Origin of the sequence: Streptosporangium sp. NPDC000239, assembly GCF_040300765.1 — a bacterium.
Classification (GTDB): Bacteria; Actinomycetota; Actinomycetes; order Streptosporangiales; family Streptosporangiaceae; genus Streptosporangium.
This window is the reverse complement of the sequence record NZ_JBEPEI010000005.1, coordinates 383,253-409,107: the sequence shown is the minus strand read 5'-3', so window position 1 is coordinate 409,107 and position 25,855 is coordinate 383,253. Positions and strand designations below refer to the sequence as shown.

General features: G+C 71.0%; 21 protein-coding genes and 4 tRNA genes. 14 read left to right on the top strand and 11 right to left on the bottom strand.

Features of this window, described 5'->3' with window-relative positions; genetic code table 11:
- The first annotated feature begins 72 nt into the window (after window positions 1-72).
- Window positions 73-1,710, top strand: a complete 1,638-nt coding sequence (locus ABT340_RS16950) for a glycoside hydrolase family 10-like protein (RefSeq protein WP_352011666.1) — start codon at window positions 73-75, stop codon at window positions 1,708-1,710.
- Window positions 1,711-1,814: 104 nt separating this feature from the next.
- Window positions 1,815-3,959 carry a hypothetical protein gene (locus ABT340_RS16945; RefSeq protein WP_352011665.1) on the top strand — a complete coding sequence of 715 codons (2,145 nt, stop codon included), beginning with the start codon at window positions 1,815-1,817 and terminating at the stop codon, window positions 3,957-3,959.
- On the opposite strand, the gene ABT340_RS16940 is transcribed toward ABT340_RS16945, so the two are convergent.
- A complete protein-coding gene (locus ABT340_RS16940) occupies window positions 3,902-4,456 on the bottom strand; it encodes an HIT family protein (protein ID WP_352011664.1) in 555 nt (184 codons plus the stop codon). The two genes, ABT340_RS16945 and ABT340_RS16940, sit on opposite strands and share 58 nt — an antisense overlap.
- Before the next feature lie 125 nt (window positions 4,457-4,581).
- On the opposite strand from ABT340_RS16940, the gene ABT340_RS16935 reads away from it, so the two are divergent.
- Window positions 4,582-5,115 (top strand): Asp23/Gls24 family envelope stress response protein, encoded by a 534-nt coding sequence (locus ABT340_RS16935; protein WP_352011663.1) that lies wholly within the window; start codon window positions 4,582-4,584, stop codon window positions 5,113-5,115.
- Between the two features lie 56 nt (window positions 5,116-5,171).
- On the opposite strand, the gene thrS is transcribed toward ABT340_RS16935, so the two are convergent.
- Together thrS and ABT340_RS16925 are read right to left on the bottom strand one after the other, a co-directional pair.
- Window positions 5,172-7,139 carry a threonine--tRNA ligase gene (gene thrS, locus ABT340_RS16930; RefSeq protein WP_352011662.1) on the bottom strand — a complete coding sequence of 656 codons (1,968 nt, stop codon included), beginning with the start codon at window positions 7,137-7,139 and terminating at the stop codon, window positions 5,172-5,174.
- A gap of 58 nt (window positions 7,140-7,197) precedes the next feature.
- Window positions 7,198-7,836, bottom strand: coding sequence for a glycoside hydrolase family 25 protein (locus ABT340_RS16925; RefSeq protein WP_352011661.1), 639 nt, complete (start codon window positions 7,834-7,836; stop codon window positions 7,198-7,200).
- Between the two features lie 93 nt (window positions 7,837-7,929).
- Here ABT340_RS16925 and dapD point away from each other — a divergent pair, with 93 nt between their 5' ends.
- Both dapD and ABT340_RS16915 read left to right on the top strand, forming a co-directional pair.
- Window positions 7,930-8,907 (top strand): 2,3,4,5-tetrahydropyridine-2,6-dicarboxylate N-succinyltransferase, encoded by a 978-nt coding sequence (gene dapD, locus ABT340_RS16920; RefSeq protein ID WP_352011660.1) that lies wholly within the window; start codon window positions 7,930-7,932, stop codon window positions 8,905-8,907.
- A gap of 118 nt (window positions 8,908-9,025) precedes the next feature.
- Window positions 9,026-9,622 (top strand): hypothetical protein, encoded by a 597-nt coding sequence (locus tag ABT340_RS16915; RefSeq protein WP_352011659.1) that lies wholly within the window; start codon window positions 9,026-9,028, stop codon window positions 9,620-9,622.
- 26 nt (window positions 9,623-9,648) lie between these two features.
- Here the strand turns inward: ABT340_RS16915 and ABT340_RS16910 are convergent, their stop codons facing one another.
- The gene (locus ABT340_RS16910; RefSeq protein ID WP_352011658.1) at window positions 9,649-10,545 is read right to left on the bottom strand and encodes a TIGR03564 family F420-dependent LLM class oxidoreductase; all 897 of its coding nucleotides are present in this window, start codon (window positions 10,543-10,545) and stop codon (window positions 9,649-9,651) included.
- A gap of 79 nt (window positions 10,546-10,624) precedes the next feature.
- A complete protein-coding gene (locus tag ABT340_RS16905; RefSeq protein WP_352011657.1) occupies window positions 10,625-11,248 on the bottom strand; it encodes a DUF4232 domain-containing protein in 624 nt (207 codons plus the stop codon).
- Between the two features lie 96 nt (window positions 11,249-11,344).
- Here ABT340_RS16905 and ABT340_RS16900 point away from each other — a divergent pair, with 96 nt between their 5' ends.
- Window positions 11,345-11,788, top strand: a complete 444-nt coding sequence (locus ABT340_RS16900; protein WP_352011656.1) for a helix-turn-helix domain-containing protein — start codon at window positions 11,345-11,347, stop codon at window positions 11,786-11,788.
- Here ABT340_RS16900 and ABT340_RS16895 read toward each other — a convergent pair.
- Window positions 11,762-11,833: transfer RNA gene (locus ABT340_RS16895), tRNA-Val, on the bottom strand. The two genes, ABT340_RS16900 and ABT340_RS16895, sit on opposite strands and share 27 nt — an antisense overlap.
- A 461-nt stretch (window positions 11,834-12,294) precedes the next feature.
- Here ABT340_RS16895 and ABT340_RS16890 point away from each other — a divergent pair.
- On the top strand, window positions 12,295-12,711 hold the full coding sequence (locus ABT340_RS16890; RefSeq protein WP_089210725.1) for an SsgA family sporulation/cell division regulator: 417 nt from the start codon (window positions 12,295-12,297) through the stop codon (window positions 12,709-12,711).
- A 72-nt stretch (window positions 12,712-12,783) separates the two neighbouring features.
- Here ABT340_RS16890 and ABT340_RS16885 read toward each other — a convergent pair whose 3' ends face one another.
- Together ABT340_RS16885 and ABT340_RS16880 are read right to left on the bottom strand one after the other, a co-directional pair.
- Window positions 12,784-13,614 carry an aminotransferase class IV gene (locus ABT340_RS16885; RefSeq protein WP_352011655.1) on the bottom strand — a complete coding sequence of 277 codons (831 nt, stop codon included), beginning with the start codon at window positions 13,612-13,614 and terminating at the stop codon, window positions 12,784-12,786.
- 70 nt (window positions 13,615-13,684) lie between these two features.
- Complete coding sequence (locus ABT340_RS16880) at window positions 13,685-14,644, bottom strand: LysR family transcriptional regulator (protein WP_352011654.1); 960 nt, start codon at window positions 14,642-14,644, stop codon at window positions 13,685-13,687.
- Here ABT340_RS16880 and ABT340_RS16875 point away from each other — a divergent pair.
- On the top strand, window positions 14,601-15,917 hold the full coding sequence (locus ABT340_RS16875; protein WP_352011653.1) for an NAD(P)-binding domain-containing protein: 1,317 nt from the start codon (window positions 14,601-14,603) through the stop codon (window positions 15,915-15,917). The two genes, ABT340_RS16880 and ABT340_RS16875, sit on opposite strands and share 44 nt — an antisense overlap.
- On the opposite strand, the gene hutH is transcribed toward ABT340_RS16875, so the two are convergent.
- Together hutH and ABT340_RS16865 are read right to left on the bottom strand one after the other, a co-directional pair.
- Complete coding sequence (gene hutH / locus ABT340_RS16870) at window positions 15,898-17,445, bottom strand: histidine ammonia-lyase (protein ID WP_352011652.1); 1,548 nt, start codon at window positions 17,443-17,445, stop codon at window positions 15,898-15,900. The two genes, ABT340_RS16875 and hutH, sit on opposite strands and share 20 nt — an antisense overlap.
- A 28-nt stretch (window positions 17,446-17,473) precedes the next feature.
- Window positions 17,474-18,205 (bottom strand): ArsR/SmtB family transcription factor, encoded by a 732-nt coding sequence (locus tag ABT340_RS16865; RefSeq protein ID WP_352011651.1) that lies wholly within the window; start codon window positions 18,203-18,205, stop codon window positions 17,474-17,476.
- A 147-nt stretch (window positions 18,206-18,352) separates the two neighbouring features.
- Here ABT340_RS16865 and ABT340_RS16860 point away from each other — a divergent pair.
- The 3 genes from ABT340_RS16860 to ABT340_RS16850 all read left to right on the top strand — a co-directional run bounded on the left by ABT340_RS16860 (window position 18,353) and on the right by ABT340_RS16850 (window position 18,609).
- A tRNA-Gly gene (locus ABT340_RS16860) sits at window positions 18,353-18,424 on the top strand.
- A 24-nt stretch (window positions 18,425-18,448) separates the two neighbouring features.
- Window positions 18,449-18,519: transfer RNA gene (locus ABT340_RS16855), tRNA-Cys, on the top strand.
- A 15-nt stretch (window positions 18,520-18,534) separates the two neighbouring features.
- Window positions 18,535-18,609: transfer RNA gene (locus ABT340_RS16850), tRNA-Val, on the top strand.
- 37 nt (window positions 18,610-18,646) lie between these two features.
- On the opposite strand, the gene ABT340_RS16845 is transcribed toward ABT340_RS16850, so the two are convergent.
- Window positions 18,647-19,825, bottom strand: a complete 1,179-nt coding sequence (locus ABT340_RS16845; RefSeq protein ID WP_352011650.1) for an alpha/beta hydrolase — start codon at window positions 19,823-19,825, stop codon at window positions 18,647-18,649.
- A 134-nt stretch (window positions 19,826-19,959) separates the two neighbouring features.
- On the opposite strand from ABT340_RS16845, the gene ABT340_RS16840 reads away from it, so the two are divergent.
- The 3 genes from ABT340_RS16840 to ABT340_RS16830 all read left to right on the top strand — a co-directional run bounded on the left by ABT340_RS16840 (window position 19,960) and on the right by ABT340_RS16830 (window position 25,825).
- Window positions 19,960-21,735 (top strand): phosphatidylglycerol lysyltransferase domain-containing protein, encoded by a 1,776-nt coding sequence (locus tag ABT340_RS16840; protein WP_352011649.1) that lies wholly within the window; start codon window positions 19,960-19,962, stop codon window positions 21,733-21,735.
- A gap of 901 nt (window positions 21,736-22,636) precedes the next feature.
- Window positions 22,637-24,490: a tetratricopeptide repeat protein gene (locus tag ABT340_RS16835; protein ID WP_352011648.1), complete on the top strand. Its 1,854-nt coding sequence runs from the start codon at window positions 22,637-22,639 to the stop codon at window positions 24,488-24,490.
- 42 nt (window positions 24,491-24,532) lie between these two features.
- Entirely contained in the window at window positions 24,533-25,825 is a 1,293-nt protein-coding gene (locus ABT340_RS16830; RefSeq protein WP_352011647.1) for an MFS transporter, read from the top strand.
- Window positions 25,826-25,855: the final 30 nt, after the last annotated feature.

The window sequence follows — 25,855 nt, the reverse complement described above, 5'->3', positions numbered from 1 at the left end:
ACAGTAGCGTCACGGAATGATTTCTTTTTTCAGGGCCAAAGTACCCCGGTCCCGATGACAGACTGATGAACCATGCGAACCGGACGTCCTTTGCTCGCCGCAACCGCCCTCGCTGTCCTCACGACCGGCGCGGCCTACACCTTCGGCCCGGACGCCCCTCCGGCGAAGCCGGCCAAGCACTCCAAGGCCTCCAAGACCACCAAGGCCGCCGAGTCCGCCACACAGACCGGGACCGAACCGGCTTCGGGCACACCGGCGGCGGACAGCGTGACGGCCGCCTGCGAGACGGACGCGAGATACCCCAAGCGGGAGATGCGCGGCATCTGGATCGCGACGGTGAAGAACATCGACTGGCCCTCCCGCACCGGGCTCTCGCCCGCCAGGCAGCGCGCCGAGTACGTCAAGATCCTCGACCAGGCGGTCAAACGCCGCTTCAACGCGGTGTTCTTCCAGGTCCGCCCGGCCTCGGACGCGCTGTACAAGTCGTCTCTTGAGCCCTGGTCGGAGTATCTGACCGGCACGGCGGGCAAGGACCCCGGCTGGGACCCGCTGCCGTTCCTGATCGCCGAGGCCCACCGGCGCGGGCTTGAGTTCCACGCCTGGTTCAACCCCTACCGTGCCGCGTTCGAGGGGGGCGCGGAGGGGCTTCCCGCGGGCCACCCCGCCCGTGAGCACCCGGAGTGGATCGTCAAGCACGAGGGCAAGATCTACTACAACCCCGGCCTGCCCGCGGTCCGCGACCACGTCACCGCGGTCGTCAAGGACGTGGCCCAGCGCTACGACGTGGACGGCGTCCACTTCGACGACTACTTCTACCCCTATCCCGGCGCGGGCGCGCCGTTCGGCGACGACGCGGCCTTCAGGAAGTACGGCAAGGGCGCCAAGCGGGCCGACTGGCGGCGTGCCAACGTCAACGCGCTGATCTCCCAGGTCGACACGGCGGTTCACCAGGTGAAGCCGTACCTCAAGTTCGGCGTGAGCCCCTTCGGGATCTGGCGCAACAAGGCGCAGGACCCGACGGGCTCGGCCACCGGCGGCATGTCCGCCTACGACTCCATCTACGCCGACGCCCGCCACTGGATCAAGAAGGGCACGGTCGACTACGTCATCCCGCAGCTGTACTGGCCGCGCGGCTTCAAGGCGGCCGACTACGACGTGCTGGTGCCGTGGTGGGCCGCCCAGGTCAAGGGCACCGACGTCGACCTGTACATCGGGCAGGGCCTCTACCGGGTCGGGGCGACCGACACCCCGGCCTGGACCAAGGCGGGTGAGCTGGCCTCCCACCTGGCGGTGAACCGCAAGTACAAGGAGGTCAACGGCGACGTCTACTTCAGCGCCAAGCAGCTCCTGACCAACCCGCTCGGCGCGCTCGACCGGGTCGTCGCCAAGTACTACACCCGCCCCGCGCTGCTGCCCCTGATCAAGGGTCTCGGCGGCAGGGCCCCGGCCACGCCCGCGGACCTGAGGGTCCAGGACGGCACGATCAGCTGGAACCCCTCCCCCGACGCCCGCTCCTACGCCGTCTACCGGGTCGCCTCCGGTGAGGCCGGGGCGTGCGCGACCGCGGACGCCCGCAACCTTCTCGCCGTGGTGCCCGCCTCGGACCAGGCGCGGCAGAGTTTCACCGCGCGCGGGAGCGGGACCTACCTCGTCACCGCGCTCGACCGCCTGCAGAACGAGAGCCCAACTGCCAAGATCGTCCTACCTTGACCCGGTTGATACCGGTGATTCTCTCCTTCCGGTAGACCTCGGACGGGCTCTTCCCCTACCTTCCCGTACGGTGCCGACACTCGGCTGAGTCAGGGAGGTCTCCGGTGAGGCGAACGCTTGCCGTGTTCGCGCTGGTCCTGGGAGTGCTGTGGCCTGGGGCCGCGCACGCGGCGGCGCAACCGGCGGTCCGGGTCACGGCCCATGCGGACGGTCCCGCGCGGGTGGTGCTGATCGGGATCCCCGGTCTGCTGTGGAGCGACCTGACCCCCGAGGGCACGCCGAACCTGTGGGCCCTGGCGGGCCGGAGCGCGACCGGGTCGCTCTCGGTCCGCACGGTCGGCCGCGTGACCTGCCCCTACGACGGCTGGCTCACGGTCTCCGCCGGGATCAGGTCCGCCGTCGGGTACGGCTGCGGCCTGCCGCCCGAGCCCACCCCCGAGGGACAGGGCGCCGTCATCCCCGGCTACGACTACCTGTACCGGGTCGCGGGGCAGCGTGGCACCGGCACGCTCGGCGACGCCGTGCACGCAGCGGGCGGCTGCACGCTCGCGGTGGGGCCCGGGGCGGCCCTCGCCCTGGCCGACCGGTCGGGGCGGGTCGACCGCTACGCCGCCTCCCCGGAACGGCTGACCCCCGGCGCGTTCGACGCGTGCCGGGTGGCCGCGGTCGACGTCGACGACCTGATCCGGCCCTACGTGACCGGCGGGCGGCTGCCCGAGGCCGAGGACGCCCTCACCCCGGAGCGGCGGGCGCAGGCCCTGCGGCTGGCGGACGCCAAGACGGGGGCGGCGCTGAACGCCCTCCCGCAGGACGCCGTCGTGCTGCTGGCGGGTCTGGGAGACCACGGGGGCGTCCCGCACCTGCGGGTGGCCATGATGCGCGCTCAGGACGCCTCGGGCCGTTTCCTCGGGGCGCCCTCGACCCACCGTGAGGACGTCTCCATCGTGCCCGACATCACGGCCACGATGCTCGGGGTCACGGGCGTGGCCGTACCGCCCTCGGTGATCGGGGTGCCCTGGCGGGTGGCGGCGAGCCGTACGGGCGGGGTCGAGGGGGCCAAGGCCGAACTGGTCGACGACGACGGGGCCGGCCAGGCGATCAGGGACATGGGCGGGATCTTCTTCACCTCGGTGGCCGCGCTGCAGGTGCTGTTCTACGTCGTCGCCTTCCTGCTGATGCGCCGCAGGCGCGGGCTCGGCGGGGTCAGGGTGGCCGCGGTCACGCTGGCGTGCCTGCCGGTCTCGACCTACCTGGTCAACCTTCTCGCCTGGGAGCACACGGGGACGCCGCTGGCCGCCGTGGTCGGCGGGATCGTCGTGATCACCCTGCTGCTGGCCGTGACCGCGCTGGCGGGCCCGTGGCGCCGTTCCCCGCTCGGGCCGCTGGTGTTCGTCACGGGCGTCACCGCGGCGGTCATCGCCGGTGACCTGGTGACCGGGACGAACCTGCAGTTCAACAGCGTCATGGGCTACACCGCCGTGGTCGGCGCCCGTTACTCGGGTCTGGGCAACATCCCGTTCGCGCTGTTCGCCACCTCGGTTCTGCTGGTGGTGACCTCGATCGCCCACCGGCTGGTGAGCGTGGGGCGTAAGAACGCGGCGGTCGGGATCGTGGCGACGCTGGGAGGAGTCGCGATGATCCTGGGCGGCTTCCCCGGGATCGGCAGTGACTTCGGCGGGGTGATCGCCTTCGTGCCCGGCATCGCCGTGACGGCGCTGCTGATCGCGGGCAGGCGGGTCTCGATCGTCAAGCTGGGCGCGTTCTGCGTGGCGGGCGGTGTCATCGTGATGACCATCGCCTATCTCGACCACCTGCGCCCGCCCGGCTCCCAGACCCACCTGGGCCGTTTCGTCGGCCAGATCTTCACCGGCGAGGCCTTCGAGGTGGTCAGCCGCAAGCTCGGCGCGATGCTGGGCACGCTGCTCAACCCGAACCTGATGCCGATCGTGATCGCCGCGTTCGCCTTCCTGGTCTACGCGCTGCTGCGGCCGGACGCGGCCAGCGCGGGGGTGCTGCCTGCGGCCTTCGAGTACTCCCCCACGCTGCGCGCCGGTCTGATCGGCACCCTGGTCAGCGGGGTCGTCGGCACCCTGGTCAACGACTCCGGCGCCGCCGTGCTGTCCATGGCCCTGGCGCTGGCCGTACCGCTGGTGCTCTCGGTCGGGGTCAGGGCCCTCGGCGAGAGCGGGTCCTACGCGGAGGCGGGCCAAGAGCCCGCGAGCAGTTCCCTGGTGTCACGCAGCAGCTGAGGCAGCACCTTGGTGTGACCGACGACCGGCATGAAGTTGGTGTCCCCGCCCCAGCGGGGCACCACGTGCTGGTGCAGGTGGGCGGCGATGCCCGCTCCGGCGACGTCGCCGAGGTTCATGCCCACGTTGAAGCCCTGCGCGCCGCTGGCCTTGCGCAGGGCGGTGAGCGCCCGTTTGGTGAAGTCGGCCAGCTCGGCGGTTTCCACCTCGTCGAGGTCGGCGTAGTCGGCCACGTGTCGGTAGGGGCAGACCATCAGGTGGCCGGAGTTGTACGGGTAGAGGTTGAGCAGGGCGAAGACCGCGGTTCCCCTGGCGACGATCAGGCCGTCCTCGTCGCTCAGTTCGGGGATCTCGCAGAAGGGACAGCCGTCGCCGGGGCCGGAGCCCGCCGGCTTGTTCTCCCCCTTGATGTAGGCCATCCGGTGCGGAGTCCACAGTCGCTGGAAGTTGTCAGGGACCCCAGCCCCCGCCTGCTCGATCGGCTCGCTCTCCTGCATGCATTGCAGCATAGGCCCACCGGTTTCGGGCGTCCCCAGCCGGTGCCGCCTGTATATGCGGACAAAGCGGCCTATTTTCCGGCAGAATCCTCGCGAGCATGACCACCGAAAGCCGAGGAGTACCCATGACCGACGTCTCCGTCGAAGAGATCACCGAGGAGACCGACTCTCCCGCTGAGGCTCCGGCCGCCCGCCCGTTCCCGCTGAACCTCTCGGCTTCCCTCGCCACCGCTCCCGCGGTCTCCGAGAACCCGGGAACCGCCGGGGCCGCCGCGGTGGTGAAGGGCCGCATCAGGGTGGCCGACGAGGTGGTCGAGAAGGTGGCCGCCCTCGCGACCCTGGAGGTCGCCGGTGTCGTGGGGCTCGGCGAGGACCCCTCCGGCGTGCTTGAGGCGATCGGCGAGCGGGTGGCCCCCGGAGCCAGGAGGAGCGGGCGGGGTGTGAGCGCCCACGTCCAGGACCGCACGGTCGCTATCGACGTCTCGATCGTCGCGGAGTACGGCCACGTCGTGATGGACGTGGCCAACGAGGTCAAGAACAACGTGGCCCGCACGGTCAGCCGGATGCTGGGCATGCGGGTCGTCGAGGTCAACGTGGGCGTCGAGGACGTCCGCCTGCCCGGCGAGCCCGTCACCGGCCGTTCCGCCGAGGACGTCTGACCCGGTGAGCGGCCCGTGCTCCGCGTCGGAGGCACGGGCCGCGCCGGAGGCGGGGATCAGACCTGGACGCGCCGCTCGATCGCGTCGACGATCTCGTCGATCGCCTGGGCGACGGGGACGCCGTTCTTCTGCTCGCCGTTGCGGAACCTGAAGGAGACCGCGTCGTTGGCGATGTCCTCGTCACCGGCCAGGAGCATGAACGGCACCTTGGCCTTCTGCGCGTTGCGGATCTTCTTCTGCATGCGGTCGCCGGAGGCGTCGACCTCGATCCTGACGCCCCGCTCGCGGGCCTTCTTGGCCAGGTCCTGAAGGTAGGGGACGTGGGCGTCGCCGATCGGGATGCCGACGACCTGCACGGGGGCGAGCCAGGGAGGGAAGGCGCCCGCGTAGTGCTCGACCAGGACGCCGAAGAAGCGCTCGATCGAGCCGAACAGCGCCCGGTGGATCATGATGGGCTGCTGGCGCGTGCCGTCCGACGACTGGTACTCCAGCTCGAAGAGCTTCGGCAGGTTGAAGTCGAGCTGGATGGTCGACATCTGCCAGCTGCGCCCGATGGCGTCGCGCGCCTGCACGGAGATCTTCGGCCCGTAGAAGGCGGCCCCGCCGGGGTCGAGGACGAGGTCGAGGTTCTCCGACTCGGCGACCTCGCGCAGTGTCGCGGTCGCCTCCTCCCAGTCCTCGTCCGAGCCGACGAACTTCTCCGGGTCCTTGGTGGACAGCTCAAGGTAGAAGTCGTCGAGGCCGTAGTCACGCAGCAGGTCGAGGACGAACCTCAGCAGCGACTTCAGCTCGTCGCGCATCTGGTCGCGGGTGCAGTAGATGTGGGCGTCGTCCTGGGTCAGGCCGCGCACCCGGGTCAGGCCGTGGACCACGCCCGACTTCTCGTAGCGGTAGACGGTGCCGAACTCGAACAGCCGCAGCGGCAGCTCACGGTAGGAACGCCCGCGCGACCTGAAGATCAGGTTGTGCATCGGGCAGTTCATCGGCTTGAGGTAGTAACTGGCCCCCTCAAGCTCCATGGGCGGGAACATGCCGTCGGCGTACCAGTCGAGGTGACCGGAGATCTCGTAGAGATGGCCCTTGGTGATGTGCGGGGTGTTGACGAAGGAGTAGTCCGCCTCCTCGTGCCTGCGCCGCGAGTAGTCCTCGAGCACCCTGCGGATCACGCCGCCCTTGGGGTGGAAGACCGGCAGTCCCGAGCCGAGCTCCTCGGGGAAGGAGAACAGGTCGAGTTCGGCGCCCAGCTTGCGGTGGTCGCGCTTCTCGGCCTCCTCCAGCATGTGGAGGTACTCGTCCTGCCGCTCCCTGGACTCCCACGCGGTGCCGTAGATGCGCTGCAGCTGCGGGTTCTTCTCGCTGCCCCGCCAGTAGGCGCCGCCGGTGCGCATCAGCTTGAACGCCGGGATGGAACGGGTGCTGGGCACGTGCGGGCCCCGGCACAGGTCCTTCCAGCACAGCTCGCCGGACTTGGGGTCGAGGTTGTCGTAGATGGTCAGCTCGGCGCCGCCCACCTCGACGCTCTCCTCGGCGTCACCGCCGCCCTTGAGCCCGATCAGCTCCAGCTTGTACGGCTCGGCCGCCAGCTCCGCGCGCGCCTCCTCGTCGGAGACCCTCCTGCGGGAGAAGAGCTGCCCCTGCTTGACGATCTCCCGCATGCGCTTCTCGATGCGCTTGAGGTCGTCGGGGGTGAAGGGGTCCTTGACGTCGAAGTCGTAGTAGAAGCCGTTCTCGACCGGCGGGCCGATGCCGAGCCTGGCCTCGGGGAAGATCTCCTGCACCGCCTGGGCCATGACGTGGGCGGTCGAGTGGCGCACGATGGCCCGGCCGTCGGCGCTGGCCGCCTCGACGGGCTCGACCTGGTCGCCCTCGGACACCACGGCCGCGAGGTCCCTCAGCTCGCCGTTCACCCTGGCGGCGACCACCGAGCGGCCGTCCGCCCCGAGGGCGTCGCCGTACGTCGTGCCACCCGCCACCACACGCTCGGCTCCGGCGAGGGTGATGCGCAGTTCTGACACGGCCGACACGGTTGCTCCTCGGTATGCGTGACGCTGGTTCTCGGGAAACCCGACTATGGATCCGATGCTACCGGTGTCCGCCACGCCTTTTTCCAGCGCGCCGCCGGGGCCGGTAGCCCAGCGAGGTGAGCTGCGCCCTGGTCCCCCGGAAGACGTTGCGGTCCAGCGGTTCGTGACAGTACTGGTGGATCGTCCATCTGTGCCACGGCTGCGGGATCTCCGGCCTGCCCGTCGGATGGTCGGGGGCGGCGATCCACAGCGGGTGGTCCTCAAGCCCGGCGCAGTTGCCCGCGTCGGCGAAGGCCAGAAAGGTGTAGATCACCGGCCTGACCCTCGCGCGGGCGGCGACGGCCTCGCACCAGGCGCGCGCGAAACGGGCCACCTTCCTGGGCGGCAGCCGGTCACCGGTCTCCAGGTCGAGGGCGACCAGGTCTCCGTGGCGCAGCCCGCCCGCCCGTTCGACCGTCCCGAGGAAGCGGCGCGCCTGGTCCTCCGGGTCGCCCGCGGGCCTGGCGAAGTGATAGGCGCCACAGACGATCCAGTTCTCCCGCATGCCGGTCCAGTTGCGCTCGAACCACCGGTCGGTGAAGGTGCTCCCCTCGGTGGCCTTGGCGAAGGCGAAGGACACGCCGTTGTCGGCGTGCCCGCCCCAGTCGACCGCCCCCTGCCAGTTCGACACGTCGATGCCGTGCAACATGGGCAACATGGCGGCCAGGCTATTGACGGAGAGGCTTGCGCACACGCCGGCCACACCCTCGCCGTACGGCCGTTGCACCCGCTTTGACTAGGCTTGGTCGGCGTGAACGCAGCAGCTCAGACCTCCGGCGCCCACGGCGTCGGCATCGCCACCATCGCCTCAGACGGCACCGTGCTCGACACCTGGTTCCCCGACCCGCGCCTGGGTGACCCCGCCTCGCCGGGCACCAGGCGGCTGACCGCCCAGGAGGCCGCCGAGGCCCTCGGCCCCGAGGTCACCGCGCTTCTCGGACCGGACGATGCCAGGGGAGTCGAGGTGGTCGCGGTCTTCACCGGGATCACCAAGCTGTCGGAGGCCCCCGCCGACACCCACGACGTCTACCTCCGTCTCCACCTGCTCTCCGCCCGGCTCGTCCAGCCGCACGGGCAGAACCTGGACGGCATCTTCGGCCTGCTCGCCAACGTGGTGTGGACCAGCCACGGCCCGTGCCCCGTCGAGGGCTTCGAGGCCGTACGGCTGCGCCTGCGCGCGCGTGGCCCGGTGACCGTCCACGGCGTGGACAAGTTCCCCCGGATGGCCGACTACGTGATGCCCTCCGGAGTGCGGATCGCCGACGCCGACCGGGTCCGCCTCGGCGCCCACCTGGCCGCGGGCACGACCGTGATGCACGAGGGGTTCGTCAACTTCAACGCGGGCACGCTCGGCACGTCCATGGTCGAGGGCCGCATCTCGGCGGGCGTGGTGGTCGGCGACGGCTCCGACGTCGGCGGCGGCGCCTCGATCATGGGCACCCTGTCCGGCGGCGGCAAGCAGGTCATCTCCATCGGGAGCCGCTGCCTGCTCGGCGCCAACAGCGGCGTGGGCATCTCGCTGGGCGACGACTGCGTCGTCGAGGCGGGCCTGTACGTCACGGCCGGGACGAAGGTCGTCCTGCCCGACGGGAAGGTCGCCAAGGCCGCCGAGCTCTCCGGCTCGCCGGGCCTGCTGTTCCGCCGTAACTCCACCTCCGGGGCCGTCGAGGTCGTGCCGCGCTCCGGCACGGGCATCGAGCTCAACAGCGCCCTGCACGCCAACGACTGACCTCACACGCCCACCGCGCTCCGGCGGCCTGCGGGATGTCACCCCGGGGCCGCCCGCCTGCCAAGGTTATCCCGGCGGACCTGGCACAGGCGGGGAGGACGGCATGGACGGTCGGGAGATGGCACGCGATGAGCCGGGGACGGCGGCGGCCCGGCTGGTCACCGGCGTCTTCGCCCCGCAGGTGCTGGTCATCGCGCTGCCCCCGGTCGTCGGGCTGCTGGCCGACGGCTGGCCGGGCGTCCTGTGGGGCCTGGGGACCTCGGCGCTGTGCGGCGGGGTCCCCGCCGGGGTGATCGCGGCCGGGGTCCGCTCGGGGCGGCTCGACTCCCACCATCTGGTCGACCGCGCGAGCCGGACGAAGCCGCTGCTGGTCGCCGTCTGCGCGGTGCTGGCCGCGCTGGTGCTGCTGGTCCTGCTGCGGGCGCCCACGCTGCTGGTCTCCACGGTGACCGCGATGCTGGCCGCCCTCGCGGTGACGGTCCCGGTCACGCTCAGGTGGAAGATCTCCTTCCACGCCGCCGTGTCCGCGGGGAGCGTCGTCGTGCTCTCCAGGGTGCTGCCCGCCGTACCGACACTGGCCGCAGGGGCGCTGGTCGTGGCCGTCGTCTGCTGGGCCAGGGTACGGCTGGGCCACCACACCCCGCCCCAGGTCGCCGTCGGGGCGCTGACCGGGCTCGGCACCGCGTGGGTGACGCTGACCGCGTTCGGCCTCTGACAGGAGGGCGGTCATGACGGCGGGCGTCACAGGAGGGTCTTGAGGAACTCCCGTGTCCTGCGGCCCTCGGCGAACACCGCGGCGGCGAAGTCGGTGACCCCGGCCTTGGCGAGCTCGCCGATCCTGGCGGAGACGCTCTCCTCGTCCCCGATGATCGCGACGTCCGCCGGGCCCGCGGCCCCCTCCCGGTCGAGGACCGCCCGGTAGGACGGCAGCTCACCGTAGAGCGCGAACAGCTCGGCGGCCTTCGCCCTCGCGGCCTCGGCGTCGTCGGTGACACAGACCGGCAGGACGCACACGATCCTGGGCGCGGGCCGTCCCGCCGCCCGCGCGGCCTCGGTCACGGCGGGCGCGATGTGCTCGGTCACGGTCTTGGGGCCGGTCATCCACAGCACGGTTCCGTCGGCCAGCTCTCCCGCCAGCTTGAGCATGCGTGGGGCCAGCGCGGCGACCAGCACGGGCAGGTTCCCGGCGCCGGGGGTGGTCAGCCCGATCCGCGCGGTGAGGGTCTCGCCCTCGAAGGCCACCTGCTCGCCGCGCAGGAGAGGCACCAGGACGGAGAGGTACTCCCGCATGTACCTGGCAGGCCGGTCGAAGCTGTAGCCGTACATGCCCTCGATGACGACCTTGTGCGACAGGCCGACGCCCAGGGCGAGCCTGCCGTCGAGGGCGGCGTTGACCGTGAGCGCCTGCTGGGCCAGAGCCGCCGGATGGCGCGGATAGGCGGGCACGACGGAGGTGCCCAGTTCGATCCCGGGCACCTGACCACCCGCGACGGCCAGCGCGGTCAGCGCGTCGAGGCCGAAGATGTTGGACAGCCAGGCGGAGGAGAAGCCGTCGTCAGCCGCCCTCTCGATCTGCCTGCGCAGGTTCACCAGTTCGCCGGGGCCCGCCGGCTCACCGAGTGACAGTCCGATCCGCACCACAGAACTCCGTTCTCGTGACTGCGGCCAGTTTAGGCACCTGTTGATCGTTTTTCGGAGAACGCGGCTCCCGGCGCGTTCACAGCCTGGAGCCGGAGACCATCGGGGTGACGTCGAGCCTGCCGTCGCCGCAGACCACACCGGCGAAGGGGATCTCCAGGTGCGCCACCTCGTCCGGCGGAATGATCATCAGGCGTGCCGCGGACGGGCACGAGGTCTCGCGCCCGCTCGGCACCGTGGTCCAGTGGAGTCTGGCGTGCGCCGAGGCCCCGGGGCGCAGTGTCACCCGGTGCGCCGGGACGTTCTCCCTGCGGACCCTGGTGCGCAGGGCGTCCCCCTTGGCGTCGAACATGACCAGGCCGACGAAGCCGTAGACCCAGCAGCTCTTCGCCGAGGTGTTGGTGAGCACCAGCGGCGCGTACCGCTGCCCCGCCCCCGCGTCCACCCGGCCGACGCCCGCCCTGAGCCCCTCGGTACGGCAGCGCCCGGCGGCCGCGGTGGACAGGCTCGCCCCCTCGAACACCGCCGTCCCGGTGCTCTGCTGTGTCCCCGTGCCCGCCGGGGGGCCGGTGGGTCGCGCCGGGACCGGTGCGGCGGCCGTCCCGGAGAGCGCGGGCGGGGCGCACGCGGTGACGGCGGCCAGCACCGCCGCCGTCACCAGGGAGGTCGCCGGGCCACGTCGTGTCCTGTTTCTCCATTCCATATCTTCTTGGACACACGGCGCCCGGGTTTTGTTGGCGTGCCTCGCCGGCCAGGCGTACCCCGTGGTCACGGCGGAACGCCGGATCGCCGGATCGCCGTGACCACGGTATGGCTCGACGCCCGGCTCCCCGTCGACCAGCTGAGCAGGGCCGGGCACCGGGTCGCCGTGCTCGCCGCGCGTGGCGACACCGACCAGCAGGTCTCAAAGAAGCTCTACGTCACCACGAGCACGGTCGAACGGCGCCTCACGAAGACCTACCGCGAACTGGGCGCCGGAAGCCGCACCGATCCGTCCTTCGAACCGGAGTGCCTTCCCATGCCGAGCATGTCGTCCGGCGGGTACGGGCTCCCCGCAGGCCGGGAAGGAGGAGCCGCCGTCGACCATGACGGAGAGCGGGTCGTGATCCTCGCCTTCGGCGGAGGGGACCCTTCCAGGGTCTGCATCCGGGGCCGGACAGCAGCAGGCCCGGAGGTTCGGGTAAACCTCCGGGCCCATGTCTGCGTCTTACTCGCGTGGGCGATACTGGGATCGAACCAGTGACCTCTTCGGTGTGAACGAAGCGCTCTCCCGCTGAGCTAATCGCCCGCCCTGTCGGCGCCTGACGGTGCCGACGTGGAAAACCATACAGCAATCCGAGAGCACTGGCGAAGCGACGCGGGAGAGGAGACGATCTTGAAGGCGCGACACGGACGCGAACCAAAGGTCCGTGGATGCGTCCAGCAGGGGGCTACGGTGTCATAGCATCGTCCTGATCCGTAGAAGCACCGTACGACCCAGGCTCAACCTCTATGGCCCGAGACGCCCCGGCAGGGGGAGTCGACGGTGACCAAAACGATACGCAAAACCCTTGCAAATATGGCCCTGTTGGTGATGTTTAGCCAGGTAGAGACCCAAATGTCGCGCTGTGATGTGCGTTACAGAAGGGCCCGGAGGCGGAATCTTCCCTACAGGTTTCTTTGTTCCGCGTCATAGCTCGGGACGAAGAGTCCGCCAGAGCAGTGAAAGCCCCGCAGAGGGGACCGACGACGAAAAAGGTTTGGCTGACGATGAACAGCTCCACCGTCTCTGCCGAGCTGGGCCTTCGGCTTGTGGTCCCCGACCGTACCACCGTCCCCCTGCTCGCCGGACTCAGCTACACGGCCGATGATCCCTACGCGATCAGAATGGCCTTCCATGTGGGGAACGACGAACCGGTCGAGTGGATCTTCGCCCGTGAACTGCTGACCGTCGGCATCGTGCGACGGGTCGGCGACGGAGACGTCCAGGTGTGGCCCGCGCGCGCCGACGGCGAGCGGACACTGCACATCAGTCTCACCTCGCCCTTCGGGCAGGCTCTGTTCGAGGTGCCTCTCGCGCCTCTCACCGAGTTCCTGCACCGGACCTACGAGCTGGTCCCCGCGGGCCGTGAGACCGACTTCATGGATCTCGACGCCGAGCTCAGCAACATGCTCTGGAGCTCCTGAGGCTCCGTCCGGCGCCGCCCGCAGGCTTCAGGCCCGCGGGCGGCGTCGCGTTTGCGGCGTTCCCGTGACGGATCACGGGTCGACGTCGGCCGCGCTCCGTTCGGCGAAGACCCGCATCGCCTTGGCCGTCACCGGGCCGGGGGCGGTGGGGAGCACGGTCTCTCCGACCGTCCTGATCGGCTGGATGTCGCGGGTCGTCGAGGTCAGGAAGGCCTCCTCGGCCTCGGCGAGCGCGGAGAGGGGAAGGTCCTCCTCCGCTCCCCCGCACCATTCGAGGGTGAGCGCGCGGGTGATCCCGGCCAGACAGCCCGAGGCGAGCGTGGGGGTGACGATCCGCCCGTCACGGACGACGAAGACGTTGCTGCCGGTGCCCTCGCACAGGTTTCCCGCCAGGTTCCCGAAGATCGCCTCGCCACCTCCCCTGGCCTTGGCGTAGGCCAGGGCCAGGACGTTCTCGCCGTAGGAGGTCGACTTGACCCCGGCCAGCGCGCCGTGCTCGTTGCGGGCCCACGGCACCACCGTGACGTCCGCGGTCACGGGGAAGGGCTTCTGGTCCGCGACGATCACGACGACGGTGCCGTCCGTCCCGCCCCGGTCCGAGCCGAGAGGGCCGGGGCCGCTGGTGTAGCTGATGCGGATCCGGCCGAGCGGCCACGACGGCGCCTGTGCCAGGCAGGCGCGCACGCCCGCCTCGACGAACTCCACGTCCGGCTCCGCCATGCCCATCCGCGTCGCGGAGACCAGCAGCCGGTCGAGGTGCCGGGTGAGCGCGAAGGGGACGCCGCCGACGCACTTGACGGTCTCGAACACGCCGTCGCCGACCAGCAGGCCGTGGTCGAAGACCGAGACCGTCGCCTGCTCTGGCTCTACGAGCCGCCCGTTGACCCAGACGGGGACGTTCATCGGGCTCCTCCTGAAACTGCCGGATCTGATGGTGGAACAAGTGCCGTTCCTCACGGGACGCCGCCCCAGGTTATGCCCGCGCGGACGGCGGTGCCGATCCCGCCGGCGGAAACGCCGCCGTCCCCACGGCGTCGGCCAGAAACCCGGCCAGCGCGCGGGCCGCGGGCAGGACCGAGGGCGGGGTGGCGCGTGGCAGCGCGGCGTACACGGACCTGCGCGGGGCGAGGTCGCCCAGCGAGCGCAGGACGAGGTCGCGGGGTACGGCGTGCGCGGCGATGCCGGGAACCAGCGTGACGCCGAGCCCCGCGGCCACGAAGCCGAACTTCCCGGTCCACTCGGCGATCCTGAGCCTGGCGCGCGGGCTGAAGCCCGCCTTGGCGCAGGCCGTGTCGAGCATGGTCGTCCCGCCGGGAGGGGCCGCCTCGATCCAGGTCTCCTCCCGCAGTTCCCGCAGGTCCACCTCCGGCCCCGCGGCGAGCCGATGGTCCCTGGGCAGCGCGACCAGCAGCTCGTCATCGACCAGTTCGACGGTCTCGACCTCCTCCTCGTACGGCAGGCCCGACGGGTAGTCGCTGATCACGGCGATGTCGAGGGCCCCCTCCCGCATACGGCGCAGCAGGCCCGCGCTCGGCCCCTCGACCACGGTGAGCGCGACTCCCGGGAACTCGCGGCCGAAGTCCCGCAGGGCCCTGGGGACCAGCGCGACGTTGGCGGTGGCGAAGGCGCCGACGCGCAGCCGTCCCCGGTAGCCGCCGTGGATGCCCGCCAGTTCCTCCTGGGCCATGGCGAGCCGGTTGAGCACGGCCAGCCCGTGCAGGTGGAGCGCCTGGCCCGCGGGCGTGAGCCGTACTCCTCTGGGGAGGCGTTCGAACAGCGGGCCGCCCGCCTGCTGTTCGAGGGAGGCGATGCGCCGGGAGACCGCGGACTGGGTGTAGTTGAGCAGGGCCGCGGCCCCGGTGAACGAGCCGGTCCTGACGACGGCGTCCATGAGGCGCAGGGCGTCGATGTCGAACACATTCCTCCTTCGCATGGGATGCATGAAATCTAGTCGCTGGTGGAATGCCTTGGCCCCTCATAGCGTGAACGGCATGATTTCCTTCCTGGGTTTGGGGCGTATGGGCGCCCCGATGGCACGACGGCTCGTGGCGGCGGGGCACGAGGTCACGGTCTGGAACCGCACTCCCCGTACGGTCGAGGGGGCCGTGAGCGCGGCGACGGCGGCCGAGGCCGTCGCGAAGGCGGACCTTGTGATCACGATGCTCACCGGCCCCGCGGCGGTGCGGGAGGTGCTCACCGCGGCGGCCCCGGAGTTGCGGCCGGGAGCCCTGGTCGTCGAGATGTCCACGATCGGCCCCGAGGCGGTCGCCGGGCTCCGTGACCTGCTGCCCCCCGGGGTCGGGCTGGTGGACGCGCCGGTGCTCGGCAGTGTGGGACCCGCCGCGGACGGCACGCTGACGGTGCTGGCCGGCGGCGACGCCGGAGACCTGGCCCGCTGCCGCGAGGTGCTTGAGGTCTTCGGGCGGGTACGGGAGAGCGGCGGTCCCGGCTCCGGGGCGGCGCTGAAGCTCGCGGTGATGAGCGCGCTGGTCCCGGCGCAGGTGCTGCTCGCGGAGAACCTGGCCCACGCGGCGGCGGCCGGTGTGGACACCGGGACGCTGCTGGACGTGCTCGGCGGGACCCCGCTGGCCTCACTCGTCGAACGGGTGCGCCCCGTCGTCGAGAACGGGCCGCAACCGACCGCCTACTCCCTCGGGCTCGCCGCCAAGGACCTGGGGCTGGCCGGACACGGGACGCGGACGCTGGCGGCGGCGGCCGAGGAACTGCTGCTCGGGGCGGTCTCCGCCGGGCTCGGCGACCAGGACCTGACGGCCGTCTTCGGATACGTGACGGCGGGCCGTACGGGGAGCGCGGGGGTGCGCAAGGTGAACCCGGCCTCGGTGCCCGCGACCAACGGGTACTACTCCCACGCGACCAGGACCGGGGATCTGCTGTTCGTCTCCGGCCAGGTGGCGCTCGACGAGGAGGGCCGGGTGGTCGGCGAGGGGGACATGACCCGCCAGTCGGAGTACGTGATGGAGATGCTGGCGCGCATCCTCGCCGACCAGGGGTGCTCGTTCGACGACGTGACCCACATCCGGACCTTTCTCACCGACATGTCACGGCTGAGGGAGTACGGCGAGGTCCGGGGGCGTCACATCACCGGTGAGCCCCCGGCCAGCACGACCGTCGAGGTGTCCCGGCTGTTCATGCCGGGCCTGATGATCGAGATCGAGGTGGTGGCGGCTATTCCAGCGGCCCGGTGACGGACTCGGCTGCGGCCACGACCGCGTTGCTCGCCACGAGCCTGGTCACCGCCTCGATCTCGGGGGCGAGGAAGCGGTCGGGGCCCGGACCCGCGACCGTCTGGCGCAGCGCGGCGACAACGGCCCCGGTCGCGGGGGCGGGCCGGTGCGGCGCGCGGAGGTCCAGCGCCCTGGCCGCGGTGAGGATCTCCACCGCCAGCACCCGGGTCAGTCCGTCGACCGCGCGGCGCAGCTTGCGCGCGGCGGACCAGCCCATGGAGACGTGGTCCTCCTGCATGGCGGAGCTGGGGATGGAGTCGACGCTGGCGGGTGCCGCCAGACGCTTGAGCTCGGAGACGATCGCGGCCTGGGTGTATTGCGCGATCATGTGACCGGAGTCGACGCCGGGGTCGTCGGCCAGGAAGGCGGGCAGGCCGTGGCTGCGGGCCACGTCGAGCATCCGGTCGGTACGGCGCTCGGAGATGCTCGCCACGTCCGCGACCGCGATGGCGAGGAAGTCGAGCACGTAGCCGACGGGAGCCCCGTGGAAGTTGCCGTTCGACTCGACCCGTCCGTCGGCCAGGACCACCGGGTTGTCGACCGCGGAGGCCAGCTCACGTTCGGCGACGACGGCGGCGTGGGCGAGGGTGTCCCTGGCGGCTCCCGCCACCTGGGGGGCGCAGCGCAGGGAGTAGGCGTCCTGGACCCGGGTGCAGGTGCCGTCCCGGTGGGACTCCATGATCCCCGAGTCCTTGAGCAGTGCCCTGAGGTTGGCGGCGCTGGCCGCCTGGCCGGGGTGGGGACGCAGCGCCTGCAGGTCGGCGGCGAAGACGCGGTCGGTGCCGAGCAGCGCCTCGACGCTCATGGCGGCGGAGACGTCGGCCGTCCTGAACAGGCGGCCGAGGTCGTCCATGGCCAGGATGAGCATGCCCAGCATGCCGTCCGTGCCGTTGATCAGCGCCAGGCCCTCCTTGGCCGCCAGCTCGACGGGCTCGATGCCCGCCTGCTTGAGCGCCTCGGCGGCGTCACGCAGGTCTCCGGCCGCGTCGCGGACGACGCCCTCCCCCATGATCGTGAGGGCCACGTGGGAGAGCGGGGCGAGGTCGCCCGAGCAGCCCAGGCTGCCGTACTCGTGCACGACGGGGGTGATCGAGGCGTTGAGCAGGTCCTGCAGGACCTTGGCCGTCTTCGGGCGCACCCCGGTGTGGCCGGTCGCCAGGGTGTGCAGGCGCAGCAGCATCAGCGCCCTGACGACCTCCTTCTCCACCTCGGGGCCGGAGCCCGCGGCGTGCGAGCGGACGAGGGAACGCTGGAGCTGGGCGCGCAGCGAGGGGTCGATGTGCCGGGTGGCCAGCGCCCCGAAGCCGGTCGAGACGCCGTAGGCGGGGGTCGGGCTCTCCGCGAGCTCGTCCACGCGGATCCTGGCCGCGGCCATGGCCGCGACGGCGTCGTCGGTGAGGCGTACCTCGGCGCCGTGCCGGGCCACCATGGTCACCTCGTCGAAGCTCAGCGGTTCCGGCCCGACGTTCACGACCGCTCTGTCACCCATGGCGTCACTCTCTCGAACTCAACGCGTCTCAGCGCATCTCAGTAACTAGTGCATGCGATGTTAGCTCCTTACATGCATAGATCGCCGCTATGCCTTTTCTGCCCTTTTCTGTGACTTCGACCACTCTGCGGACCACCCCACGTCTGTACCATCCGCGCTCCATAAGAGCGCAGGTCACAGCCGCGCCGAGGGCTCCGCCGAGATGGAACCTGCGTTCCGTCCAGTCGAGGCACGCGGGGGCGAATCTGCGCCGCGTGTCCCTGACCGCGTCCACGTCCACGCCGAGGTCGCCGAGCTCCCGTCTGCCCCGGCCGGTCACCTCGAAGGCCTCCTCCCCGGCGAGGTACCCGGCGGCCTTGAGAGCCCCGAGCAGATCGACCCCCGCACGGCCCGCCAGGTGGTCGTAACAGGTCCGCGCCTCCCCCAGCAGCCGCGCCTGGCGGGACTGGCGCAGGGAGCGGACCTCGGGACGCGCCCCCACCCGCGCGAGGACCTCCAGCACCTCGGCGACCTCGGGGCCCGCAAGGCGGTAGTAGCGGTGTCTTCCCTGGGCGATGACCTCGACCATCCCGCCCTCCAGCAACCTGGCCAGGTGGGAGCTGGCGGTCGGCGGGCTCACCCCGGCGAGCCCGGCCAGCTCACCGGCGGCCAGCGCGCGGCCGTCCAGCAGCGCGGTCAGCATCGCGGCCCTCGCCGGATCGGCGATGAGCGCGGCGACGGGGGCGATGTCAGCATCGGCGGCGATGTGTTCGGCGACCATGACCTGACGTTACCTTTCACATCTTTCGCCCGGTATCGAAGTGTCCATGGGAGTCACGAACCCCCTGCGGCGGCGAGATCCGGTTTGGGGAGTCGGCGAGTATTCGCTAGAGTTCTGTCCGTGAGACCGGCTCGTCCGGGAACACACGCGGAAGTGGCTCAGTGGTAGAGCATCACCTTGCCAAGGTGAGGGTCGCGGGTTCGAATCCCGTCTTCCGCTCGAACAGGGGCCGCGGCCCCGCTCGGTGGAGTGGCCGAGAGGCGAGGCAACGGCCTGCAAAGCCGTGTACACGGGTTCAAATCCCGTCTCCACCTCTGGTTCTTCGACGAGGACGATTAGCTCAGCGGGAGAGCGCTTCCCTGACACGGAAGAGGTCACAGGTTCAATCCCTGTATCGTCCACCATCCCAGCGATCCCTCGGGCCACGGCCCGGGGGATCGTTCATTTCCGCCCCTGCCGTACGGCCCGGCCGCCCGCCTGGGCGGGGTGCTCCCCGGGAGCCGCCGGGGCGTGCAGCCGCTCGCCCAGCCAGGGCAGCGCCTGGGGGATCTCCCGGTTCCAGGTGTTGAAGTTGTGACCGCCGCTGGGCAGGATCAGCGACGCGGTCCGCATCGGATCCCTCGCCAGCGCCAGGAACGCGCGGGTGTCGGCGTAGCCGCTCTCCCCCCTCTCGCTGCTGGTGACCAGCACCGAGACGGGCGGGACCGGCAGGTTCCGCAGCCGCCACATCAGGTCGTTCTCCTCGCGCAGCCTCGCGCTCCCGCCGAACAGGTCGCCCGTGGTCACATCGACGGCCGCGCGGAAGTAGCCGGACAGGGAGACCGCGGCCGAGAACGCCTCCGGATGGCGCATGGACATCTTCAGCGCGCAGTAGCCGCCGGTCGAACCGCCGAAGACGCCCCAGCTCCGCGCGTCGAGACCCGTCCGGTAGGAGGCGGCGACGGCCGCCCGCAGGTCCCTGGTGAAGTACGTCTCCACCTGGGGCCCGCCGGGCACGTCCACGCACTCGGTGTCGCGGGGCGGGACGACCGTCGGACGCATGAGCACCATGATCGTGGGAGGCATCCGCTTCCCGGCGACCGACTTCGCGGCCATGGCGGGAAGGTTCAGCCTGGTGATCAGGTTCCTGGCGTCTCCCGGGTAACCGGTCAGCGCGAGGATCACCGGGAAGCGCCGGTCGGCGTACTTCTTCTCGAAGTACTCGTGGGGCAGGTAGACGTATCCGGGAGAGGAGATCCCGCTCTCCCCGCCCGAGATGACGACCTGCTCCAGCCTGCCCGCCGTACCCGGGGGCAGGGCGACCTGGCCGACCTCGGTCACTCCCTGGCCGAGACGTCCCGAGGCGGCGGTCCGGCCGTCCCCGGCGACGATGGGCGGCGCCGCGTCGCCTTCGGTGCCGAGCAGGTCACCCCAGGAGCCGTAGAACCCGAAGTAGGAGTTCGCCACCAGGCCGAGCGCCACCAGGGTGAGAATCTGGTTTCCCGCGAGCACCCCGACCCGGCCGAGGACCGAACGCCAGGTCCGCCCGCTCAGCAGCGGCCAGGCCCAGACCGACGCCGCCAGCGCCGCGACGGCGAGCAGGCCGAAGAGAAGCTGCACCCCGACTGCGGTGATTCCCATGCCGCCCCTCACCCGGTTACCGCGTCCCCGCTCGATCTGTGCGCCAAACTTACTCAGCGCGGGTAAGGCCGCAGTTAACGTCGTGTTGGCCGGGCTTGCGCGGAGCGACGACCGTCACCGCTTAGCCTCCTCTCATGAGGGAACGTCCACCCATCTCCCGCCCCTGGGTGCCCGCCGCGGCGGGCTACGCGTCGCTGACGATCGGGATTCTGGACATCGTCAAGGCCGTCGTCCCCCCGTTCAGGGGGACGCGGGTCAGTGAGATCGCGGGTTTCCTGCCGGGCACGGTCACCTCGATCGCCCAGGCGGCCTCTCTCGTCATGGGCATCCTGCTCGTCATGCTCGCCCACGCCCTCAAGCGCAGGAAGGTGCGGGCGTGGCGGACCGTGGTCCTGCTGCTGCCGCTGAGCGCCCTCATCGAACTCGTGCACATGCACCGGATCATCGGCGCCGCGATCAGCATGCTGGTCTTCGCGGTGCTCGTCGTCAACCGCCGCGAGTTCCACGCCCTCTCCGACCCCAGGACGCGCTGGCGCGCGGTGTGGAACCTCCTGCTCATGTTCGTCCTGGACGTCGCCATCGGCTGGGTCGTGGTCAACACCCACCCGCACACCATCGTCGGGGACCCGAGTCTCAGCGACCGGCTCCAGCACGTGCTGCTGGGACTCGTCGGCCTGGAGGGACCGGTCGTCTACTCCTCCGGCAGGACCGCCGACCTGGTCTACTTCTCCCTCACCGGCCTCGGGCTGCTCACCGCGGTGACGACCGCCTACCTGGCGTTGCGCCCGGAGAAGCCGGCCGCCGAGCTCAGCGGGGAGCAGGAGGAGGCCGTGCGGGAGATGCTCGCCCGGCACGGCGCCCGCGACTCGCTGGGCTACTTCGCGCTGCGCCGCGACAAGAGCGTGATCTTCTCCCCCTCCGGCAAGGCCGCGATCGCCTACCGGGTCGTGGCCGGGGTCATGCTCGCCAGCGGCGACCCCGTCGGTGACATCGAGGCGTGGCCCGGCGCGATCAGGCGCTTCCTCGACGAGGCGACCCGGCATGCCTGGGTGCCCGCCGTGATCGGGTGCAGCGAGGCGGGCGGCGAGGTCTGGACGCGGGAGGGCGACCTGTCCGCCCTGGAGATCGGCGACGAGGCCGTCGTCGAGACGGCGGGCTTCACCCTCCAGGGCAGGGCGATGCGCAACGTCCGCCAGATGGTCAACCGCGTCGAACGCGCGGGCTACACCTGCCGGGTGCGGCGGGTCGGGACCCTCTCCGAGACCGAGAGGAGGCTCATCCGCGAGGCCGCGGACTCCTGGCGCGGAACGGAGACGGAACGGGGCTTCTCCATGGCGCTCGGCCGCTTCGGCGACCCCGCGGACGACGAGTGCGTCGTCGTCACCGCACACCGGTCCTGTGAGGACGGCGCCGCCCCGCCCGGCGAGGACATCCGGGCCGTGCTGCACTTCGTGCCCTGGGGACGGGACGGCATCTCCCTGGACCTGATGCGCCGTGACCGCGACGCCGATCCGGGGCTCAACGAACTGCTGATCGTCAAGGCCCTCCAGGCCGCCCCCGAACTCGGGGTGAGCAGGGTCTCGCTCAACTTCGCGATGTTCCGGGCGGTGCTGGCCAGGGGTGAACGGCTGGGAGCGGGCCCCGTGCTCCGCGCCTGGCACGCCGTGCTCGTCTTCCTGTCCCGGTGGTTCCAGATCGAGTCGCTGTACAGGTTCAACGCGAAGTTCCACCCGCTGTGGGTCCCCAGGTTCGTGGTCTACCCGGCCGCCCGCGACCTGCCGCGCATCGGCATCGCCGCCCTCCAGGCCGAGGCCTTCATCAACGTCGCCCTCCCCGGTGTCCCCCTCAGGCGCAGGCGCCGCTCCCGTCCCGGGGACGTCCCCGGGGAGCGGACGGCGCTGCCCGGCTGAGGCGCGCCGGAACCGGTCACGCTCCGGTACGGCGGGCCGCGGGCCGGACCGTCCCGTGGAGCGGTTTCCGGACCCCCTCCCCAATATCCAGGCTTTTCCAGAAAAGTCATCCCAACACTTGACTTTTCCAAGAAATAAACCATGGGGACTTATCTCGATTTCTCCACCAGAAGAGGCGGATTTACCGTTGAGTCCCTCGTTCCCCAGAAGATGCTTTCCTCCCACGAGGCGCCCCGCCGTCCTCCGGGACCTCTTCTCGCACCCGTTCCCCCAGAGGCCCCCGTGCTCCCGGCGCCGCACCGCCGGAGCGGATCGCCGGCACCCGGGAGGTCCCGCCAGGCGCGCGGCACACGGGAAGGTCAGGGGTCGTTTCCGGCACCCGTGCGGCTCCGCGCCGGAGCCCGTCGTACTCTGGGAGCGTGCCCACACCAGGTGACCCCGCCCCCGGCGCCCGCCCTCCGCCCCGCCCCACGGCGCGGAAGTGCCCTGCCGTACGAGCACACGGTGTGACCGTACGTGCCCGGCCCCGCCGGATCGGGCACGTACGGGCTCGGGCGACCCGTCATGCCGACTCCTCCGATCAGGCGCGTATGGGCTTTCGCTGGACACAGCCTCGCCAGAAATATGCCTCTTGAACCGGTTTGTCCATAGGCGTGTCCTGATTCGGCCAGTCTGAGGATATGCCTTGTCAATCCATATGACTGGTGCGAATACTTGCGATTTGTTCTTATTTATGGGAGAGGCAACGCAATGAAGCGAGTAATTGTTCACAAGCCCGGCACGATTACGCTCAGCGGAGCCGCCAGCCCCAAGCATGTCGGCTGACGTCGAGCCAACGGAACCGGCGCCCAGTGGTGGGCGCCGGCCCCTTACGAACACACAGGTGACTTAAAGGAGACCGGTGAGTCTGGGATCGTTCCCCCAGGAGGACCCGCCCCTCGCCCCGCTGCTCCTGCCCCCCGTGGACGCCGACCGGCGGTTGCGCGGGCCGTACACGGCCGCGAGCGCGATCGTCTCGGCTCTCGTGCCCGTCGCGCGGCCCGAGCTGGTGGCCCGCTACGACATAGAGCTGCGGGCGGTGGCGCCCGACGCGCACCACCTGATCCCGCTCAGGCGCCGGTCGCTGACCGGTCTGCTGCCGAAGGCGGAGCGGATCCTGGTCCACGCGCCCCGCCGTACCCTGCGTCTGTCGAACGGGTTCGCCGAGTTCCTCCGCGAGCATCTGGCCGAGACCGGGCCCAGGACGCTCGTCGTGGAGAACGTCCACGAGGCGGACCCGACCGACAGGGAACTGCTGGCGGTGCTGCGCCGCCGGATCGACCCCGGGCTGCTGACCGTGGTGACCGGCGGGCAGGTCGTGCCGGAGAAGTCCCTCAGCCCCGAGGAGCACGACGCGCTCGCCGACGCGCTGGAGCGGGAGGGGACGATCGGGGCGCGGCTCGGCGCGATCCCGCACCACCGTGAGCACGGCACGCGGCCGCACAGCGCGGTCGAGGCGCTGCGCTTCGCCGTCGAGTGGTGTCTTGAGGCGGGTTGTCACGACGCGGCCGCCGAGCTGGGATCACGCGCGCTGGCCCTGGCCGGTCCCGCCGAGACCCGGGAGACTCCCGAGGAGACCTGGTGGCGGCTGGTGCACGACACCGCGACCGCGCTGGGCGCGCTCGGCCGCGAGCCCGAGGCCCTGGCCCTGTTCGACCGGGCCAGGAGAGAGAGCGTCTCCCCCGTCACGCACGCCTCCGCGGCCTACTCGACGGCCATGCTCAAGGTCCGCGACCATGATCCGGCCAGGCGCGACCCCGAGGCCGCGCTCGCCTGGGTGAACCAGGCCGTCGCCATCTCCGGGCTGCTTCCCGACCCCCGCGAACGGGCCTTCAGGCTGGGCTTCGACCTCAACGGCCGGGCACTGGTCGAGCTGCGCCTCGGCCGTCCCGGCAGGGCCTTCGACCTCGTCCAGGAGGCGCTCGGCCTGGCGGAGCGGGACCTGCCGCCCGGTGAGCACCCGATCCACCGGATGGTGCTGCTGGCCAACAGGGCGCAGCTGGCCGTCGCGCTGGGCCGCCCCGAGGAGGCCCTGGAGAACCTGGACACCGTGATCGGGATCGATCCCGGCCATCCCGACTACTACATCGACCGGGGGAACCTGCTCCACCGGCTGGGCAGAAGCCAGGAGGCGGTCGCCGACTACGAGACGGCGATGCGGGTCGGGCCGCCCTTCCCCGAGCCGTACTACAACCGGGCCGAGATCCGCTTCTCGGCCGGTGACCACGAGGGAGCGCTCGCCGACCTGGACCACGCTCTCGAACTCGACCCGGAGTTCGTGGACGGGCTCGCCAACCGGGCGGGCCTGCTGGCCGCGCTCGGCGAGTACGGCAGGGCCAGGGCCGACGCGGAGGCGGGGCTGCGGATCGACCCGCTCAACCCGTACCTGCTGTGCGCACTCGGCCAGATCGAGATGGCGCAGGGCCGTACCGAACGGGCGAGGGCCGCCTTCGACAGGGCCATCGAGCTCTCCCCCTCGCTGATGGCCGCCTGGGCGAGCCGGGGGATGCTGGCGTTCGAGACCGGCGACCCCGAGGGAGCGGTCTCCGACTTCACCCGGGCCCTCGAACCCGGCGCCGATCCGGCGTTGCTGTTCAACCGGGCGATGGCGTTGCGCGCCGCCGGACGGGAGGAGGAGGCCGTGGCCGACCTCACCCGGGCGCTGGATCTCGCCCCTGACGACGATGAGATAAGAGAGGCGCTACAGCGTCCTTGACAACCTTGTTACCCACGGGGAAATAGCGCATCATTCACCAGCATGAGCGCCCTCCGAAGGCTTATCCCAAAGTGGCTCACCGGCTCGGTATTAGGAAATCGGGAATTCCGGACCCTTTGGATAAGCCTTATCGCTTCCGTGGCCGGAGACCAGGTGTTTCCCGTCGCGGTCGTCGTCTCACTGCTCGACGCGGGCGGCACCGCAACGGAGGTCGGGGCGGTGCTCGCCTCGCGCTGGGCCGCCCTGGTCCTGTTCGGGCTCTTCGGCGGCGTGTGGGCCGACCGGCTGCCCAGACGGCACGTCATGCTCGCCTCGCAGGCGTTCCTGTGCTGCGTGGTCATGGCCGGCCTGGCGGGCGTCACCTCGGCCTGGGCGCTCGGCGGGATGGTCTTCCTCGCCGGGGCGGCCGAGGCCTTCTTCCGCCCCGCCTTCCAGGCGTGCCTCGGGTCGGTGCTCACCCCGGAGCAGCGGCCCGCGGGAGCGGCCCTCAACGCCGTCTCCTGGCGTGTCGGCGCCATCGCCGGTCCCGGCCTCGGCGCCCTCCTGGTCTCGTCGGCCCCGGTCAGGGCGGCCTTCGTGGCGGCCCTGGGGGCCTTCGCGTTCAGCCTGTGCGCCCTGGTCCTCCTGCGGGAGCCCGTGGTCGTCCGTACGGCCAGGGCCTCGGCCTGGCGGGAGATCGCCGAGGGGGTGCGCGAGGTCTGGCTGAGGCGCTGGATCGGGACCGTCATCGTGGTGACCGCGCTGCAGTCGATGCTCACGATCGCCCCGGCGCAGGTCCTGCTCCCGGTCCTGGCCAGGGAGAGCTTCGGGGGCGACGCCTTCTACGGGACCGCTCTCGCCCTGCTCTCCGTCGGCGGCCTGGCGGGAGGGGTGTTCAGCATGCTCTGGAAGCCCCGGCGGCCGGGGCTCGCGGCGATCACGGGGCTGACGGCGTACGGGCTGGTGCCTCCGGCCCTGTGCTTCTCGCAGGCCCCGTGGATCGTCTACGTCTGTTTCGCCCTGGCCGGGTTCGGGATCGAGGTCTTCTCCGTGCAGTGGGTGGTCTCGCTCCAGCACGAGGTGCCCGCGGAGCGGCTGGCGCGCGTGGTCTCACTCGACTGGATCGCCGCCTCCGCGCTCACTCCTCTCGGCCTGATTCTCACCGGCCCCGCCGAGGCGGCTCTGGGAAGCGCGCCGGTTCTTCTGATGGCCGGTTTCGCGGGGGTCGCTCTGCCATTGACGGCCTTCATGACTTCGGGAACGACATACTTCAGAAGTAAATACCGTCCAAATCCCACTAAAGCGAGAAAGAGGGTTGAAGTCGTTTCCGTCGCCTCCCATTATGATCATCAGTAAGGCGGGACAGCTCGAAGGAAAGACCAGCAC

Excerpts from the sequence above, each read along its gene's own strand:
- ABT340_RS16875 (WP_352011653.1), top strand. The coding sequence starts at position 14,601 with ATGAGGCGCAGGGCGTCGATGTCGAACACATTCCTCCTTCGCATGGGA.
- ABT340_RS16890 (WP_089210725.1), top strand. The coding sequence starts at position 12,295 with ATGAACAGCTCCACCGTCTCTGCCGAGCTGGGCCTTCGGCTTGTGGTC.
- ABT340_RS16950 (WP_352011666.1), top strand. The coding sequence starts at position 73 with ATGCGAACCGGACGTCCTTTGCTCGCCGCAACCGCCCTCGCTGTCCTC.
- ABT340_RS16840 (WP_352011649.1), top strand. The coding sequence starts at position 19,960 with ATGAGGGAACGTCCACCCATCTCCCGCCCCTGGGTGCCCGCCGCGGCG.
- ABT340_RS16905 (WP_352011657.1), bottom strand. The coding sequence starts at position 11,248 with ATGGAATGGAGAAACAGGACACGACGTGGCCCGGCGACCTCCCTGGTG.
- ABT340_RS16830 (WP_352011647.1), top strand. The coding sequence starts at position 24,533 with ATGAGCGCCCTCCGAAGGCTTATCCCAAAGTGGCTCACCGGCTCGGTA.
- ABT340_RS16915 (WP_352011659.1), top strand. The coding sequence starts at position 9,026 with ATGGCACGCGATGAGCCGGGGACGGCGGCGGCCCGGCTGGTCACCGGC.
- ABT340_RS16880 (WP_352011654.1), bottom strand. The coding sequence starts at position 14,644 with ATGCGAAGGAGGAATGTGTTCGACATCGACGCCCTGCGCCTCATGGAC.
- ABT340_RS16940 (WP_352011664.1), bottom strand. The coding sequence starts at position 4,456 with ATGCAGGAGAGCGAGCCGATCGAGCAGGCGGGGGCTGGGGTCCCTGAC.
- ABT340_RS16885 (WP_352011655.1), bottom strand. The coding sequence starts at position 13,614 with ATGAACGTCCCCGTCTGGGTCAACGGGCGGCTCGTAGAGCCAGAGCAG.
- hutH (WP_352011652.1), bottom strand. The coding sequence starts at position 17,445 with ATGGGTGACAGAGCGGTCGTGAACGTCGGGCCGGAACCGCTGAGCTTC.
- ABT340_RS16845 (WP_352011650.1), bottom strand. The coding sequence starts at position 19,825 with ATGGGAATCACCGCAGTCGGGGTGCAGCTTCTCTTCGGCCTGCTCGCC.
- ABT340_RS16935 (WP_352011663.1), top strand. The coding sequence starts at position 4,582 with ATGACCGACGTCTCCGTCGAAGAGATCACCGAGGAGACCGACTCTCCC.
- ABT340_RS16865 (WP_352011651.1), bottom strand. The coding sequence starts at position 18,205 with ATGGTCGCCGAACACATCGCCGCCGATGCTGACATCGCCCCCGTCGCC.
- ABT340_RS16925 (WP_352011661.1), bottom strand. The coding sequence starts at position 7,836 with ATGTTGCCCATGTTGCACGGCATCGACGTGTCGAACTGGCAGGGGGCG.